Raw genomic sequence first — 17,298 nt, forward strand, 5'->3', positions numbered from 1 at the left:
ACCATTCTCCTGCGAGACGTTACGCCGGATGAATAGCGCAAACCAAGCGGTTGTACAGCAAATTTCGATGAGTCAGCGGCCTATCGAGCCAGTATGAGGCGAATTGAGTTCCCTTAATTCTCCTTTTTATCAATGAACTAGGTCCCTTAGGAATTTTAGAACCAATCGCCGCTTGACTTATTAATTTACGTAAAGAAAATAAATATCAGACAACGAGCAACGACACCAAAAATAGCAAGAACCTGTCGCAAGTCCTCGTCTGTCAGGGAACAAAAAACGGAGATCCTCATGCGTCAATCATGCACTATTTTCGCGCGCCTTTTTGCTGGCGCAGCATTCCTAGCAAGCGCCGCACTTGCCCACGCACAAGGCACTGTCGTGGTGTATTCGGCAGCGCCGCAGCAGCTCATGGACGAGTTGTTGCCAATGTTTGAAAAGAAGACCGGCACCAAGGTGGAGCTTGTTAAAGCTGGATCCGGCGAGCTGATGAACCGCATTAAGGCAGAAAGCGGCAAGGCGGCGGGCGACGTGATCTGGAGCGTTGACGGCACCGTCATCGACTTCTCCGCTGATCTTTTCGAGCCTTACAAGCCTGTCGAAGCGGCCGCGATCAACACAGCTTTTTCGCCGAGTGCGAACTGGGTGCCTTTCACAGCTGTCGTGACAGCCTTCATTGTCAACAAAGAGGCTTTGAAGGGCGCGCCGGTTCCGACATCCTGGGCCGATCTCGCCAAGCCTGAATATAAGGGCCTGATTTCCTCGGCCCGCGCTGATCAATCTGGTTCAGCATATATCCAGATGGCAACTGTCTTGCAGGACTTCGACAGTGAGGAGAAGGGCTGGGAGATCTACACCGGCATCCTTGGTAACTCTGTCCTATCCACCTCTTCCGGCGCCGTTCCACGTTTTGTCAATGATGGCGAGCAGGCCGTAGGCATTACGCTCGAAGATGCCGCTCTGCGTTACAAGCTAGGCAGCGCTCCGGTCGAGATTGTCTACCCACAAGAAGGCACGGCAATAGCGCCCGATGGCATGGCGCTCGTCAAGGGTGCGCCGAACGCCGAGAACGGCAAGGCTTTCATCGATTTCATCGTGTCCAAGGAAGCGCAGGAAGTCGTGGTGAAAGCCGGCCGTCGCTCGGTACGAACCGATGTTCCGGCAAACGCGGCACTTGTTCCGCTCTCGGATGTTCCTGATGCGAAATACGATTTCAAGTGGGCTGCCGACAACCGCTCGCGCCTGATGGAAAAATGGAACGAGATACTTCTCGACGTCCAGTAAGAGCATAGGGCGGCGCATCACGCGCCGTCCCCCCCTCTACGCGTTCACATCCACATTTTCATTCCGTCCATCGTGGTCGCGCGCCGCGCAGGATATTCTTGGAGCAGCACATGGCCGCCGTTGAGATTAACAGCATCAAGAAAAGCTATCGGGATGTCGTTGCACTCTCCGACATCAGCATCTCAATTCCTTCGGGATCATTTTTCACGCTGCTTGGCCCGAGCGGTTGTGGAAAGACCACCCTTTTGCGCACGATCGCCGGGTTTCACCAACAGGACAGTGGCAGCATTAGCATCGAAAGACAGGCGATTGAGCATGTGCCCGCCCATAAGCGTGATGTCGGTATGGTATTTCAGGATTACGCAGTTTTTCCGCATATTTCCGTGTTCGATAATATTGCCTTCGGTCTGAAGCAACGTAAGGCATCGTCCGCTGAAATCCGCGAACGAGTCGCCAAGATCCTCGATATCGTGCAGCTTGCTCCGTACGCCAAGCGCATGCCGCACGAGCTTTCCGGCGGCCAGCAGCAGCGTGTGGGCCTTGCGCGCGCACTGGTCATTAATCCCAAAGTGCTTTTGATGGACGAGCCGCTATCCAACCTCGACGCCAAACTGCGCGTGGACCTGCGGCGGGAACTGCGTGAAATCCAGCAGGCCATGAACATCACGACGGTCTATGTTACCCATGATCAGGAAGAGGCGCTCGCCATGTCCGATCTGGTTTGCGTCATGTATGGGGGAGTAATTCAGCAGGCTGCGCCACCCTGGGAAGTCTACAAAAATCCCTCTAACCGTTTCGTCGCGTCTTTCGTTGGAGCCAATAACTTCCTGGCGCTCGATCGCACGGGCGGGCAGACATTCCTGTCAGGCCACAAGGTTGCACTGCCGCAAGCGGATGCGATTTCACCGGAACGGAAGGTCGTCGCAGCGATCCGCCCCGAGGCGATTTCAGTGGGTCTTTCCGCGATCTCTGCTCAAGACTGCATCGACCTGCCCGTGACCATCCGTCAGGTCAGTTTCACCGGACGTGAAATGAACGTGGCAGCCGTACTCTCCTCGGGTGAAGAGATCGAGGCAATCACCAAGCCGTCACCAGAGATCATCGCCCTCGAGCCGAACCAGAAGACAACCTTTTCCTGGCGGGCGGCCGATACTCAGCTTTTCGGTGAAGGTGTGACGGGGGAGCGCTTGTCATGACGGATATGACCGCCACTTCAACGCCTGGAGGTTTTCGCCTGCGGCTGCCGGGTTTCTGGACAAGTGTCACGGCGCTTGCCGTGATCTTGCTGGCAGTTTTCCTGATCCTTCCGATATTCAGTGTGTTTTTCATCAGCTTTTTTGATGCGAAGACCGGTGCGTTCGGGCTCAGCAACTACGCGGAGGTGTTCACGCGCCGGTTTTACACCGTGGCCCTCTGGAACACATTGCTGATCGGCGTCCTGGGCATGCTCGGTGCCTGTCTCCTTGGGATCCCGCTTGCATTTTGCACGTCGCGTTATCGCATCAAGGGACGCACATTCATCGCGACCTTTGCAGTTCTTGTTCTCTGCGCACCGCCTTTCATCGGTGCTTATGCCTGGATCATGCTGTTCGGTGCCAACGGTGCGGTTACCAACCTTTTGTCTTTTGCCGGCATCTCATTGCCAACGATTTATGGAATACCCGGCATCGTCATGGTCTTCAGCCTGAAGTTCTTCCCCTATATCTTCCTGATGACGGAAAATGCCCTGAACACCATCAACAAATCTTATGAGGATGCGGCGGAAAACCTCGGCTGCACGGCGTTTGAGCGTTTCCGCAAAATCACCTTGCCCCTTGTTTTTCCAGCAGTCAGCACAGGTGCGATCATCTGCTTCGTGCTTTCCATCGCCGACTTCGGAACACCCGCCATTCTCGGCAAGGGCATCAGGACGCTGTCGACGATTGCTTATGCGCAATATACCTCCGAAATGGCGGGCACGCCGACCATGGCCGTCACGATTTCAATGGTAATGATCGGGATTTCCATGGCAGCGCTTCTTCTCCAACGGCACATTCTCGCCAAGCGCCGTTACGCCAGCTCCCTGACCAACCGACCCGTTAAGCAGTCGATGCGCCCGCTGAGGTCATTCATCGTTCACGGTTTCTGCTATCTGGTAGTGTTCATTGCCATGCTACCTTCTCTAACGGTTATCTATACATCTTTCCTGGCGACGAACGGCCCCGTCTTTTCCGGTGGCTTCGGGTTGGACAGCTATGCTCGCATCTTGAGGGATTCCCCTCAGGCCATCGCCAACAGCTTTACCTTCGCACTGGCCGCAGTGGTGCTTATCGCGGTCGTCTCCGGACTCCTGTCCTTTATCGTCGTTAGGCGCGATAATGCCGTTTCCGGCTCGCTCGATCTGTTGTTGATGGTGCCGTATCTCATTCCGGGCGTCGTTATGGCGATCGGTTACGTCACGACGTTCCGATATCCTCCTTTCGATATCACCGGGACGGCGCTCATCATCATTCTTCTGGTGTTCATACGCCGGCTGCCCTATGGCGTCCGATCCACGACATCGATCCTCAGGCAGATCAAGCCATCGATCGAGGAGGCGGCGGTTAATCTTGGAGCTTCACCCGCAAAGACATTCCTGTCGGTGACGGTGCCATTGATGTTGCCAGGCCTCATCATCGGTTCGCTGATGAGCTTCATCACCGCCATCAACGAACTTTCCTCGACGCTGATCCTTTATACGGCGCGCACGATTACCATGCCGGTCCTGATCTACATCCAGGTAATCGACGGTGAATTCGGGACTGCGGCCGCGCTTTCGACCGTACTATTGGTTAGCACCGGGATCTGTGTCTTCGTCGTCTTTCGCCTTTCGGAAGACAAGGAAGCTTCCTTCGTCTGACCTCTTACACCCCAGTAAAGATAATAGCTGCGGTGACCGACGTGTCGCCGTCCGCTTCCCTCTGCAAGGAAATCAACAAAATGAATATCGCGAGCTTTTCGCAATCGAAATACAAGAACGCCGCAACGCCGGGGGACGATGTGGCAGTTCTTCTTCCCGGCCGGGTTCTGGCTGTTTTCGACGGTGCGACCGATCCGACCGGAGCAAGTTACGACGGGCTGAGTTCCGGCCGTATCGCCGCACTTGCCGCAGCAAAAGCGGTCGCCGAGATGAGCATAAAGGGCACCTTGCAAAGCTGTGAGGCGGCAGCTCTGTTTCAAAGTATCAGCGACATCCTGAAATGCGAGGCGAAGCGCATCAATGCAAGCCATCCGCCATCCACAACGCTCGCGATTGTCGCAGATCTGGGTGACAGTTTTCGCCTGCTTCTGGCCGGGGATTCTGGTGTGCGTATCAACGGTACCCGCCTCCTGCAGCACGCCAAGCTAATAGACAAGGTCAGCACGTCGGCGCGAATTCATGTTTTCAAAGCGCTCCTGGCGGCACTTGGGGACGGCGATGCTGCTGAGGCAAAAACCCGCGCCACCATATTTTCCGGCCTTCACGCTGCTGTCAAAGCTGGCATTATGACGATGCCGGAAGCCGAAAAAGTCGTCGCCGCCGCGGCTGTCGCAAGCGGCCTTCAAAACGATATGGAAGCGGTCGAAGAGTTTCTGATGGGCGGCATTCGTGTCCAGCCACATTATGCAAACAGGCAGGGCCACGTTCTCGGTTACGCGTCGATCAACGGTGGGCGGGTGATAGGGGAGGGCTTGGTCGATCTATCCCTTGCCAAGGACAAGGTCACAAGCCTCGAAATTTTCTCTGATGGTTATCTGTCATTGCCAAGCGGCATCGACGTCGCAGACTGGGAAGCGGAATTTGCCCGCGTCGAGGCAGCAGATTTTCACAAGCTCACCGACTACCCGTCGGTGAAGGGGTCCACAACGGGCGAATTCAGTGACGACAGGACGGTGATATGCCTAAAGGCTCGGTAATAAACCTGCTGCGGCAGGTATGGGGTCGCTGGCTGTGTTCTACCAGGCTGCAAAATCCCATGATTGACTGCCAGGCTCTCGCCACTTTGTGGGAGTGTTAAAGCCGACTGAAGACGCTGTGTATCTGAGGTCGTCGGGGGGAACCCTGGATCGCTAGCCCCTCGTCTCTCTGCCGGTATAGGAGCGATCGCTCCAAAGCAGGGCTTTGCGTGAGGGATCCGGGATCGATTCGGTGATGGCGCCAACGAACAGGATGTGGTCGGCGGCATCAACGGAGCCGACGAGCTCGCAATCAAGGGAGAGCAGCGCCCCGGCAAGCCGAGGGCTTCCTGAAGGCCAGGAATCCCACTGGCCAATCGAAAACCGATCCGGCAGGTTTCCCTTCCCCGCGAAAACGTCGGCGATCTCTTCCTGGCCCCTGGACAGCGCGGCGACAGAAAACCGCCGGCTTGCGGCTATGAGGTCGACCATACGGCTGCTGGCGTCGATGGAGATCATCAGAAGCGGTGGCTCCGCGCTGAGCGGCATGAAGGAGGTGATCGTGCGTCCGATCCGCTCATCCCCATGGGCGGATGAGGCCACCGCGACGATGAAGGCGAGGGCGCTCATCGCGTCCTTGAACTCACGTGGTGAGACGGCCGGCCTAGCAAAGGCTCTAAGCGGAACATGCGCGTGATTGACCGCACCGCCATCGATAAGCTTGAGATTATGAGACATGCGACGCCGGGCTAACCGCCCGCTCCCGGATTTTTCGAAAAAATGGAAAACTTGGCCGCCGCGCCATTCATGATATCGGCATTGTCTGGCGGCGCTCTCTTTTGATGCACGCGCGGCCAGATGCCGGAATAGTGGCGGTTAAGGTCGAGCCAGACGTGCAGTCCCGGCTCCGTATCTGGCCTGATCGCTGCGGCGGGGCACTCTCGCTCGCAAATGCCACAGTCGATACATTGATCGGGATGGATGACGAGCATGTTCTCGCCTTCATAAAAACATTCGACCGGGCAGACGTCCACACAGTCCATATATTTGCAGGCGATGCAGTTTTCGGTGACGACATAGGGCATCTGGGTGCTCGAACGGAATGGCAGCCGGACGGCGGCTGTCCGGCTGCGCCTGAGCCGACAGGCCGCACGAGGTAGCGGCGCCGGCCAGATTGGTTCAATCAGGTCAGAGACGACCGGCGACCGCCTGCCAGTTCACCAGATTATCGAGGAAGTTCTCGATATAGGCCGGGCGCTTGTTGCGGAAATCGATGTAATAGCTGTGTTCCCACACATCGCAGCCAAGAAGCGCCTTCTGTCCGGAGCACAGCGGATTGACCCCGTTTTCAGTGCGGGTAATTTGCAGAGAACCATCGGTATCAACCACCAGCCACGCCCAGCCGGAGCCGAACTGGGAAGCGCCGGCAAGGGCGAAATTCTGCTTGAACAATGCTACCGAGCCGAAGGACTGTGTCAGCGCCTCTTCCAGCACCTTGGGCATCGCATGATGCTCAGGCCCCATGATTTCCCAGAAGAGAGTGTGGTTCCAGTGCTGGGAGGCGTTGTTGAATATGCCGGATTGTGCCACCGCACCCTTCTCATAGGTGCCTCGGACGATCTCTTCGAGGTTCCTGTTTTCCCACTCGGTCCCTGATATCGCCTTGTTGAGATTGTCGACATAGGCTTTGTGATGAAGATCATGATGGAACTTCAGCGTCTCCTCGGACATCCCCGAGGGGGCGAGCGCATCATGGGCATAGGGCAGGTCGGGAAGCTGGAAAGCCATGGGGTATTCCTTTGTCAACTGTTCGCTCAAGAGCGTGAAAGAGCCTTGCGAAATCAAGGTGACAGTACTTCTAGGACCTCTATCGCGGTTGAGGTCAAGTGGTTTTTTGATGTCATGCCAACGGCGTGCCGCCGCGGTGGTGAGGCAGGCCAGCCAACGGGACGGCGCTTCGGTTTACTTGCCTTTGCGCCTAGAATTTCTTGCTGACGCCGAGTTTCGCGCCTGCCGAGGTTTCCCCATCGCCCTCGATGTTGAAAAGGAGTGCTGCATCAAGCGACCAGTTTTCCGCCGTCTCCATGGAAACACCCGTCGCGAGGGAGCCAAATGCGCCAGATCCGTCAAGACTTGAGACGCCGACAGTACCCCCGAATCTCGGTGTGACGATCGAGCCGTTCTCAAGCGCAATCTGACGGGCCACCTCCGCGCCGAGGCTAACGCGGAGCTGTTCTTCGCGGAAACCTTCCAAGTCTATCCTGTCGCCGGCATCATTCCCCACGGCGTAATCGTCAACTGTCTCGGAAAAATAGACGCCACGAAGTTTCGGCGTGAAAGTCGTAACGTCATCAATATCCCATCGACCGGAAATCGACGTGTCGAACAGCCAGCGTGTGGTATCGAACGACCCGTCCCAGAAGGGCGTATCGATGTCATTTGCGGACCCTCCATAAAGAAGGCTACTGCTCCAGAAAATTCCCTTAGCGATTTCGAGCGATGCGTTCGGGCCTAGGAGCCAGCCGTTGCCGGTCAGTTCATTGTCACCGTCGGTGGGGTCGGTCATCCGGTCGAAGTGAAACGAGAAGCCCAGCAGAGCTTTGTCGGAAAGCAGATAGTCCACGCCGGCCGAGACCATGGCGAAACTGCCCCATTTGCTACCCGATTCATCACGATTGTGAACGAGAAACGTACCGTCCAGCCAGATGTTGAAGGCTGGCAGTTCGCTCTCCGTCACTCCATCGGACCTTTCGCGGGCAGCTTCAATCTGGGCGAGGCTGGTGGAAAAGACGAGGACCATCCCTTCACCGGACGGTGTTGCGCGGGAGGTCACGGCCTCCGTTGCACTGGCCATCTGCCGGCGTTCCAGAAGGCCCGGAACCTTGATGGTTGAAGCAAGAAGATTCTGTCTTGTGCTGACGAAACCGTGCACGAGGCGGTCTATCTCTCGTTCGACCGCATCCTCGTTATATGTCTTGATATCGTACGTGATTGTCGCCTCGTTTGACACTCCTGTTGCGGTTTTCAAACGGAAGCCGACCCTCGCGGCGCCCTTAAACGCAGGGTTCGGTACGAATTTCAGGTATAACCCCGTCGACTGGACCGGGCCAGCCTGCGCGAACTCGCCATATACGATAGACGCCTGCCCGGCACCTTGTGGAGTCACGTACGTCAGATCGGCGCCCGTGAATGGGCCTCCCGTGGCTTTTGCGGTGAGATTGACATTTTTCGGTGCCCCGTCTTTCACCTCGATCAGCTGATCTTCGACACTCACTTCACGTGGGGTCACCTTCAGCGTATAGCCAACAGAAAGCGTGCTTCCGCGCGCATCCCGCACCTGGATGGTAAAGGTGTAATCCCCTTCTGTCTCGGTTTCGAGCGGCCCGGTCAGTTCGCCTGTCGACACGTTGAGCACCATTCCACGTGGCAACGTTCCGCCTGTGAGACCGTAGATGAGCGGCGCGGTGCCGCCAGAGCCAGTTATGGTCTGGCTGTAGGCTTCACCCGCCATCGCATCTTTCAGTGCACCGCCGGCGGGCGAGAGTGAAAGCGCGCCGGGAGGTGGCGTTACCGTCAAGGTAATGGTGGCGGTGGAACTGCCCGACGAATTGCTGACGGTATAGGTGATGCTGTCGGTACCGGAGTAGCCGCTTGCGGGACTGTAGGTGACACTGGTTCCGGCCACCGTTGCCGTGCCGTGTGACGGGCCAGCGACGAGGACCAGCGTGTCGACCCGGCCTCCGGAAAGGTTTAGCGGGACAGAGTTACCGGTACTGTCAGCAGCCACGGTCACTGCGCTGTCGGTTGCGACCGGGGCCTGCGCCAGCACGGCGATGTTGTAAATCGCCGACGCTACTACATCATCTGCGTCTCGCACCGTGACACTGAAGCTTGCGACGCCCTCCGCCGTCGGCACGCCAGCGATTTCGCCCGTTGCTGCATTCAAGCTCAAGCCGCTCGGAAGCGTGCCGCCGACTGCGTACTGATAGGGTGCACGTCCACCTGAAACCGAGATGATGGCCGCGTAAGGTACTGCAGTAAAAGCATCGGCCAGTCGTCCGGGAGCGGGCGAGAAAACCAGCGTCGTTGCAGTCACATTGATGTTGACCGTCGCCGGTGCCGACGGACCGCTGACATTGGTCGCAGTGTAGGTAAAGCTGTCGTGGCCGGTATAGCCCGGCGCCGGCGTGTAGCTGATCGTGGTTCCAGTTGCGGTCGCCGTTCCATGCGCCGGTGCAGTCGCAACATTAACCGTGGTCGCTGCGCCGCCCGTTATGTCAAGGGGAAGAACGTTGTTGGACGAATCCGGCAGGATCGTGACCGAAACATCGTTTGCAATGGGCGCCGCTGGGTTGACCGTGAAACTACGCGTGACCTGCGTTGCGGCGAGGTAATCGTCGTTACCTGGCTGATCCGCGTTGATCGTGCACGTGCCGGTCGATACAAATGCCAAGATGCCGGTCGTTGTAACCGTGCAGACGGCTGTGGTGCTGGATGTGAAGACAGGCGTCAGGCCGGAATCGCTTGTCGCTGTCAGAGTGGGCGTTGTACCGAATGTCTGCGTGCCGGGATTGGTGAACGTTATTGTCTGGGCTGCACGCGGCGTAACGCTGTTTGATGACGCCGAGGGAGAGCCGGCCCCCACACTGTTTTCGGCTGTCACCGTAAACGTGTAGCTTTGGCCGTTTGTCAGGCCGTTAACAATGATTGGACTGCTCTGTCCCGTTACGGGCATGACGTCCGCCGGGCTTGCGGTGACTATGTAGGACGAAATAGAGGTGCCGCCGGTTTTCTGCGGAGGCTGGAACGATACCGATGCCTGCGTATCGCCAGCGGTCGCAGAGATGCCTGTCGGGGCATCGGGAACGGTGGGGGCGACGTTGATGGAATAGGCCCGGCTACCTGTTTCGCCATTTGCATCCGTTGCGGTAATGGTGAAGGCCGTATTCTCTGCTGCTAACGGCGTACCGGAGAGCACGCCAGCGGACGACAGTGTCAAGCCATACGGGAGAGTCCCCGTGGTTACTGAAAGGACTAGGGGGAGAGCGCCACCCGAGGCCGTCAGTGTCTGGCTGTAGGCGGTATCGTAGGTTGCCGCGGGAAGACTGGTCGGATTGATTTCGATGACGGGAGCGGCGATCGCCAGCGTATAGGATTGCGAGCCTGTACCGCCCGTGGAATCCGTTGCGGTCACCGTAAATGGGAAATTGCCGCTTCGGGTAGGGGTGCCGCTGAGTTCCCCGTTGGTTGTCAGCGAGAGACCGGGCGGAAGCGAACCAGCCGATAACGCAAAAGTGTGTGGCGCGGTGCCACCACCCGCGGAGAGGGTAATCGGCCCATAGGACTGCTGATAAACAGGGTTTGAAATCGTGACCGGCGTAATTCTTACCGGGTCATAGGTCACACTGTTGTCTGAACTTGTGGACGCTTCGTTTGGAAGCCCCGCCGGCGTCATCACGCTTCCGGCCGGAATGGCTGCAGTGACGGTTCCGGCGCGGCTCATTCCGGTTACCGCAACCCGGTAACTTGGGCCCGAGCCCGTGATCGCGACATTGGTCGCTCCTGCGGTGCCGGAAAGCTGAATGTCGGCTGCGGAAAAACCGACGATCGGCTTGTCAAAAACAACATCAAACAGGATTGGAGAGCGAGAGGTCGGATCTGCCTGAGTGGCGGCCTGATTGATCGTCACCGTTGGATTCGTGTCCACCGTGTGGCTTGAGCCGGAGCCTGTACCCGTGCTGCAACCGCCGCCGCCTGAATAGGATGCGTTTACCTGATAGGTGCCGGACGCAAGGCTAGCGGTGCGAAATGTGGCGGACGACGCCGGGCTGACTGGCCCTGTCGGCGACAGGCCGAGATTTGCAGATTGCGAACCGATGGAAATATTGACGCTGCCTGAAGGGGATTGGCCGGCGTTGCAGCCCATCGAGGAAACCGTCGCGGTCACGGCAACTTCTTGTCCGGGTATTGAAGGATTCGGTGAAGATGTTACCGAAATAATGACTGGTCCGCCATCAACGGCTCGAACGACAGTCGGATTACTTTGGAACGACACAGGGATGCCGCCAAGTCTGAGACCGGTGAATGAGGCTAGTTCCGTGAACTGGCCGGACATGACATCCATAGCATCCACTTGATAAGTAGCCGTGCAGAAAAGCTGCGCTCCGGTTCCTGTTGGGCTGTTGAATGGGTTACAGGAGATGTCCCTTTCCTTGATGGACGTCTTAGCGGGATCTAGCGTTGTTAAACTGTATGAGCCGGTGTCAATGACGAAGTCAAAGCGGACGGTGTCGCCGACCCGAGTGAACGTGTCGGGAGTGGCCGTCATCGAAACAGATTGAGCGAGGCTGGCCGTTACCGAAACGGGAACGAGCGCCAGAGCAAGCCAAGCCGCCGTCAGTATCCCGTGAAAACTCGACGCCGCACCACGGGCAACGTCACTCCACCAACTACGCCCGCTGCCCATATGCCCCCCAGCATTAGAATGTGCGAATATGCGAGACTTTGCTAGAGATGATTGGAGGCGAGAGTCAACCTCTGCTTGAATAAATCACAGGTGCTTCTCGTTATTTGCGGATAGCGTGTCGTTTTTGCCCCATCTGATGACGAAAGGTCGGTGCAACGATGAGGATTTCTGTTCACCGCCCAGCCTGTTCCACCATGTCCACCCAGTCCTTAAGCGCTCTTCGAATTGCCGAATCCGCATCTTCACTGCGGGTGAACGCCCACCACGTGTGCGCGCCCTGCCAGACGGCAGCCATTTGCCAGCCGAGACTGGCTGCGGATTGTTCATCTTTCGAGACCCGGCGCCCCAGCGATTGTGCGAGAAACTTGCCCCAGAGGGCACCTTTCGCCCTGAGTTTCGGATTGCGGATATCTTCTCTAAGCAGCAGGAGCCCGTCACAGGCGTTCTGTTCTGCAGCGTCGCCCGGCATAAGTCGCATCAGCAGGGATATCGCGCCCAGTGGGGTCAACGGCTCCTCCTCGTCCGCTGTCCGCGTCTGCGCCAGCAGGTTGTCCCATGCGCGCATCAGCACGGACTCCACAAGGTCTTCGCGGTTGCCGTAGCGCTGTACCAGCGTAGCGGCAGAGAGGCCACTGGCTTTGGCTGCGGCAGCAAAGGTCAGGCCGTCAGGCCCTGTCTGCAACATCAGCGGCAGCAGGGCGTCAAGTACCTCTTCATCGGAAACAAGCTTGTGTCTTGGCATGAGGATATTTATAAACGAATATTGATTTATAAATCAAGGAGGGTGGAGTGGCAATCATTCGTGGATATATAGCTGCCAGTCTGGACGGCTTGATCGTAGCGGGAGACGGGTCTCTCGACTGGCTCTACAAGTATGACGACATGGACCTCGGCGAGCATGATTATCGCCTGTTCCTGACGGGGATAAGGACCGTGGTCATGGGGCGGGCGACCTACGATTTCATTGCCGGGGAGCAGAGCCCCTGGGCCTATGACGGCCACCGTGTCATCGTCGTCACGTCGCGGCCGATCGAGCAGCCGAAAGGCGCGCTGGAAGTGCGCGCCGACCTGGATTCGCTGATCGAGGAACTGCGTGCTCTCGATGACGGCGATGTCTGGATGCTCGGCGGGGGCCGGCTGCAGATGGCCTTCATGGAGCGCGGCGCGCTGGATGAGATCGAAATATATGTGATCCCGGAAATGCTCGGCTCCGGGCAGCCGCTCTTTCCTCTGACCGGTTATCGGGCAAGCCCGACGCTGATAAGTGCAACAGCAATCGACAAGGGCTGTGTGAGATTGCATTACCGCTTTTCATGACGCTCCGGCGACCATGGAGCCGCAGCGGCCAGGATGAGACTCAAAGCCCCAGAAATTTGAAAGGTTGAGTCTCCTTCAGGCTGTCATTCGCCATGCCGGAATAGATATGGATCTGATTGGGGCCGAGGTCGAGTTTCTTCACTGTACCCGTCTCTTTGGAAAGATCGAGCTTCGTCAGGTCGATCCAGAAAATATTCGGTGTCAGCGCAGATTCGAAGAAATACAGCTTGCGCTTGTGATCGATCACCGTGCGCCAGCGGGTGGAGGATATGTTGGGCTGGTCCGGGGTCGTGATGCCGTAAGGAACGGAGACGTTGCGGATGACACTGAACACGCTTGCGATGGCTTCGACCGGGTTTTCGCTTTTGGGTATTGCGTTTGCGTAAAAGGATGCGCGGGCGAAACGGTCGGACGCGCGGTTCGTGCCCGGCAGCATGACGGTGCCGCCAATCTGCTTCCAGTATTCGTTCAATGCCAACTGATGGTCGAAAGTCGGCGAATTGGTCATCACCTGATACTGGCGGCCGTGATGGATGACCTGCTTGCCATCGATATATTCAACGATCGCACTGTCGCCACTCCCATCGGAGAGCGATAGATGCAGTGTCGCCAGACGCTCTTCGCCGGGGACATTATCAGTCACGATCGTGAACGGGTTTTTCTCGAGCGCACGCACCGCTTCCTCCACGGTCGCGAAATTGTCGAGCACATATTGCGCCCATGCTGCGATGGACAAGCCCGGAGATTTACCGTCATAGACGGGATAACTCGACTCAACGAGCCAGAGAACGTTGGCCGCCAGGCCTGCCTCGTTCACGCCGTCCGTCGTGGAAATGTCGTAACCCGATGCAATGACGCTGCCATATTTCGAGGTCCATTTTATGGAGTTCGGACCGGCCTCACCGGAACGGTCCATGCCGCGGGGGAAAACCCAGATATTTGTCCCCACATCGGTTTTCCAGTCCATCGAACGGGCCGTCATTACCTGATTATTCTCGCCCAAATAAACGAAACGCGTGCAGGCTTCCGCAACTGACGTGGTGAGCGTGGCGATGGACACCATGGCGGCGGTGAAGGCAGAGAAAAGCGGCAGGGTCTTCGGGCGCATTTAAACGTCTCCGGTGCTTTCGGTACAAGATACAGCGTATGATAGAAGATCGGACTTGTTGGCGGGAGTCAAATAGGTTTAGCTACGGGCGATTAGTTGGGGAGAAGGCATTGCTAAAATTATCAGTTTTTGCGGCCCTTATGGCTTTTTCTGCAAGCGCGGCCTCAGCCGCGGATCAACCCGGCTCCCTGCCCGCGAGGGTTGACGGCGCCGATTGGGCGTTTCAGGCAACGGGTTATCTGTGGGCGACGGGTTTGAACGGCAATATCTCGCCGTTCCGGCGGGCGCCGACGCTTCATGTCGAAAAATCCTTCTCTGATGTTATGGAGGATCTCAACTTCGGCGGGTTCTTGAACATCTGGGGCCGTTATGACCGCTTCGTCCTGTCCGGCGATCTAATGTATGTCGACACCACGGACAGCAAGGCGGCCGGGCCGCTGCCGGCGCTGCAAATCCCGGGTTTGCCCACCCTTCCGGCTGGCGCCGCAATCGATGCGAACGTCGATACGCAGGAATTCATGGCGACATTACAGGCCGGTTACCGGATCGTAGATGCAGATGGATTGTCCCTCGACGCCTTGGCGGGAGCCCGCTTCTGGCATATCTCCAACGCGGTGGCGGTCACTGCCAGCCATCCCCTGATCGGCAGCGTATCCGCCACGTATAAGGAAAGCTTCGGGTGGGTTGATCCCGTGATCGGCGCGCGCGCCTTTTTCAACCTCACGGATAAACTCTCCTTGCAGGGACAGGTCGATATCGGCGGCTTTGGAGCGGGATCGGATCTCACCTGGTCTGCGCTCGCGACGGTGAACTACATCTTCACGGACACATTGTCCGTATCGGCAGGTTACAAGGTGCTCGACGTGGATTACTCAGACGACGGTTACGTTTTTGATTCGAGGCTGAGCGGGCCGGTGGTCGGTCTGACCTATCGGTTCTAGCCATTGAATTGCGTTGTCTCGCCACCGTTCATATCCCATCTGAGAAACAATTTTAGTTTCCCCTTAACTTTGGTTTCCATCCGATCTTGCACACCAACGCTTGTTGCAATAACTTCTGGTTGTTGTTTGACTCGCGAAAACGCACGAATGGAGATTGGCGGATCGCGCTTAAAATTCACGGATGAAAAATAATAACCATGCCATGGTGTTGGCAAGATTGATTATTACGTGAATTTTCAGCGTGCGCGGTTCCTTGGGCAAATGACTTGCGACTATCGTTTCGCAAAGAAAGTTACTACTTTAACGCTTCTTGGATCAGATGAACTGGTCTATGCACCCGGTAGGGGATCGACAGCAAGGATAGCTGCAGAGTGAAGCATGGGCGGCATTGCCGCGACAAACTTCATTTCAAATGCAGGCCTCCCAAATATGCTACTTGCTGCTTTCATTCCGGGTTTCCGATGGCTACTCCCTCCTGATTTTTATCTCGCAGTTGCGCCGGCCACTCGAATCTTCGCAACATCCCCGGTCGCCGTGCGGGCAGAGCGGAATGCCTCCGTTAAGTCGACGGACGCTTTCAAGCGGACCTTTGCCATTTCGCTTTTTGCGAGCCTGATCGCATCAGGGCAGGCAAGTGCACAGTCGCCCGCCGATGATTTTTCCCGGCGGCAAGAACAACAAGAACAGTTGCAGCGGCTGGAAAACCTGAAGCAGGTCACGCCTGGTGGCGTCACTAGCCGTGCGGACAGGGCACCAGGAGGCGAGGCGAAGTCCAATGGCCCATGCTTCAATATCTCGCGCGTGGAGATCGAAGGTGCGACACGGCTGTCCGCCGCTGAATTCAGAAAAATTACGCAGCGTTACGACAATCGCTGCATCGGTGTTGCGGATATCACCACTCTGCTCAAGGCCATCACCGACCTCTATCTCGACAAGGGATTCGTGACGTCTCGCGCCTATGTTCCTCCACAGGATATTGCCGGAACAGAACTGCTGCGATTGGTGGTCGTCGAAGGCACGATCTTGAATATCTACCTTAACGGCCACCCTGTTGCGAGAAACGGTTCATTCGCGACGGCTTTTCCCGGCGTGAAGGGTGAGGTGGCCAATATTCGCGATATTGAACAGGGGCTGGACCAGATCAATCGCCTGTCATCGAACGACGCGAAAACCTCGATGTTGCCGGGCAAGGAAGATGGAACGTCTATCCTCAATGTCGAGAACAAGCCGCGCAAGCGCTGGTATGCGAGCATTTCCAACAACAATCTCGGTCAAGAGAGTACCGGTTACTCCCAGACCAATGTTTCCGTCGGCTTAGACGACCTGTTGGGCATCAATGATCAGTTGGGGTTCTCCTATGGGCGTAGCGGCCCGGACTACCCTTGGGACGACGATGGCCGCGGGCACAGCAACAGCTATTCGGTCAATACAAGTGTACCTTATGGCTACTGGACTTTTTCAACGAATGGCTCCTGGTACGAATATGAGAGCACCATCCCCGGCAATTTTGGACCGATCGAAACATCGGGCAATTCCGGTCAGGTTGGATTTGGCATAGACCGCGTCATTCTGCGCGACAAGGATTCCATCACGACCCTCAGAGGCGGTCTCACCTACAAGCAGACGGACAACTTTCTTCTCGGCAATCGAATTGAGGTGGGAAGCCGTCGATACACGATTGGCAGTCTGGGCTTGTCGCGTTCACAGAGAATTCTGGGTGGCGTCATCGCCCTCGATTTTGCCCTTGATAAGGGCCTCGATCTCTTCGACGCCGTGGAGGCCGGCGAGCCCGGAGCCGGCACGGCCGATCCTCGGTTTCTGAAATTTACCACAACTCTCACCGCAACGCGGCCGTTCGAGGCCGCTGGCCAGCGGTTCGAGTTAACTACGCTCCTCAATGCCCAATATTCGCCCGATAACATGTTTGGCGCAGAACAGATCGGACTTGGTGGCTACAGCAACGTACGCGGCCTGAGGGAAAGCGTCATATTCGGTAACAACGGATTTTTCAGCCGCAACGAACTGGTTTGGCGGACAATGCCATGGGAGGGCACAAGTCTGGCGCCCGTTCTGGGCGAATTACGCCCCTACCTGGGCCTCGATTATGGCCGCGTGTTCTCGCAGCATCGCTTCGATATTCCCGACGGCTATCTCGCGAGTTGGACCGTTGGTGCGAAACTCGTGGGCGGAAACATCAGTGCCGATTTCGGCTACTCCCAGGCATTTTCCAGCAGCGTGAGTGGCGGACGCGGAAATCTCATTTTCGCCAGCGTAACGGCACGCTGGTAGGC

General features: G+C 57.0%; 13 protein-coding genes. 7 read left to right on the forward strand and 6 right to left on the reverse strand.

From position 1 onward, the window contains the following. The first annotated feature begins 288 nt into the window (after positions 1 to 288). The 4 genes from ACZ47E_RS17565 to ACZ47E_RS17580 all read left to right on the forward strand — a co-directional run bounded on the left by ACZ47E_RS17565 (position 289) and on the right by ACZ47E_RS17580 (position 5,196). Entirely contained in the window at positions 289 to 1,281 is a 993-nt protein-coding gene (locus tag ACZ47E_RS17565) for an ABC transporter substrate-binding protein (RefSeq protein WP_022563748.1), read from the forward strand. Positions 1,282 to 1,391: 110 nt separating this feature from the next. Beyond that, positions 1,392 to 2,477: an ABC transporter ATP-binding protein gene (locus tag ACZ47E_RS17570; RefSeq protein ID WP_220330944.1), complete on the forward strand. Its 1,086-nt coding sequence runs from the start codon at positions 1,392 to 1,394 to the stop codon at positions 2,475 to 2,477. After that, positions 2,474 to 4,159, forward strand: coding sequence for an ABC transporter permease (locus ACZ47E_RS17575; protein WP_464017074.1), 1,686 nt, complete (start codon positions 2,474 to 2,476; stop codon positions 4,157 to 4,159). The genes ACZ47E_RS17570 and ACZ47E_RS17575 overlap by 4 nt, the downstream gene beginning before the upstream one ends. Positions 4,160 to 4,239: 80 nt before the next feature. After that, on the forward strand, positions 4,240 to 5,196 hold the full coding sequence (locus tag ACZ47E_RS17580) for a hypothetical protein (protein ID WP_443429536.1): 957 nt from the start codon (positions 4,240 to 4,242) through the stop codon (positions 5,194 to 5,196). A 153-nt stretch (positions 5,197 to 5,349) separates the two neighbouring features. Here ACZ47E_RS17580 and ACZ47E_RS17585 read toward each other — a convergent pair whose 3' ends face one another. From ACZ47E_RS17585 to ACZ47E_RS17605, 5 genes are all read right to left on the reverse strand, one after another. After that, positions 5,350 to 5,913 (reverse strand): flavin reductase family protein, encoded by a 564-nt coding sequence (locus tag ACZ47E_RS17585; RefSeq protein ID WP_464017075.1) that lies wholly within the window; start codon positions 5,911 to 5,913, stop codon positions 5,350 to 5,352. Between the two features lie 11 nt (positions 5,914 to 5,924). Next, positions 5,925 to 6,260, reverse strand: coding sequence for a ferredoxin FdxA (gene fdxA / locus ACZ47E_RS17590; RefSeq protein WP_004438973.1), 336 nt, complete (start codon positions 6,258 to 6,260; stop codon positions 5,925 to 5,927). A 103-nt stretch (positions 6,261 to 6,363) separates the two neighbouring features. Next, on the reverse strand, positions 6,364 to 6,963 hold the full coding sequence (locus ACZ47E_RS17595) for a superoxide dismutase (protein WP_004438975.1): 600 nt from the start codon (positions 6,961 to 6,963) through the stop codon (positions 6,364 to 6,366). Positions 6,964 to 7,153: 190 nt separating this feature from the next. Continuing rightward, the gene (locus ACZ47E_RS17600) at positions 7,154 to 11,641 is read right to left on the reverse strand and encodes a putative Ig domain-containing protein (protein ID WP_464017076.1); all 4,488 of its coding nucleotides are present in this window, start codon (positions 11,639 to 11,641) and stop codon (positions 7,154 to 7,156) included. 172 nt (positions 11,642 to 11,813) lie between these two features. After that, positions 11,814 to 12,383: a TetR/AcrR family transcriptional regulator gene (locus tag ACZ47E_RS17605; RefSeq protein WP_337322390.1), complete on the reverse strand. Its 570-nt coding sequence runs from the start codon at positions 12,381 to 12,383 to the stop codon at positions 11,814 to 11,816. 47 nt (positions 12,384 to 12,430) lie between these two features. Here ACZ47E_RS17605 and ACZ47E_RS17610 point away from each other — a divergent pair, with 47 nt between their 5' ends. Next, a complete protein-coding gene (locus ACZ47E_RS17610) occupies positions 12,431 to 12,958 on the forward strand; it encodes a dihydrofolate reductase family protein (RefSeq protein ID WP_044459928.1) in 528 nt (175 codons plus the stop codon). Positions 12,959 to 12,998: 40 nt separating this feature from the next. On the opposite strand, the gene ACZ47E_RS17615 is transcribed toward ACZ47E_RS17610, so the two are convergent. Beyond that, entirely contained in the window at positions 12,999 to 14,066 is a 1,068-nt protein-coding gene (locus ACZ47E_RS17615; protein WP_337322389.1) for a linear amide C-N hydrolase, read from the reverse strand. 140 nt (positions 14,067 to 14,206) lie between these two features. Here ACZ47E_RS17615 and ACZ47E_RS17620 point away from each other — a divergent pair, with 140 nt between their 5' ends. Further along, entirely contained in the window at positions 14,207 to 15,007 is an 801-nt protein-coding gene (locus tag ACZ47E_RS17620) for a hypothetical protein (protein WP_464017188.1), read from the forward strand. Between the two features lie 378 nt (positions 15,008 to 15,385). After that, positions 15,386 to 17,296, forward strand: coding sequence for a ShlB/FhaC/HecB family hemolysin secretion/activation protein (locus tag ACZ47E_RS17625; RefSeq protein ID WP_464017077.1), 1,911 nt, complete (start codon positions 15,386 to 15,388; stop codon positions 17,294 to 17,296). Positions 17,297 to 17,298 lie beyond the last annotated feature (2 nt).

It is taken from the genome of Agrobacterium sp. 5Ca39 (assembly GCF_055382365.1).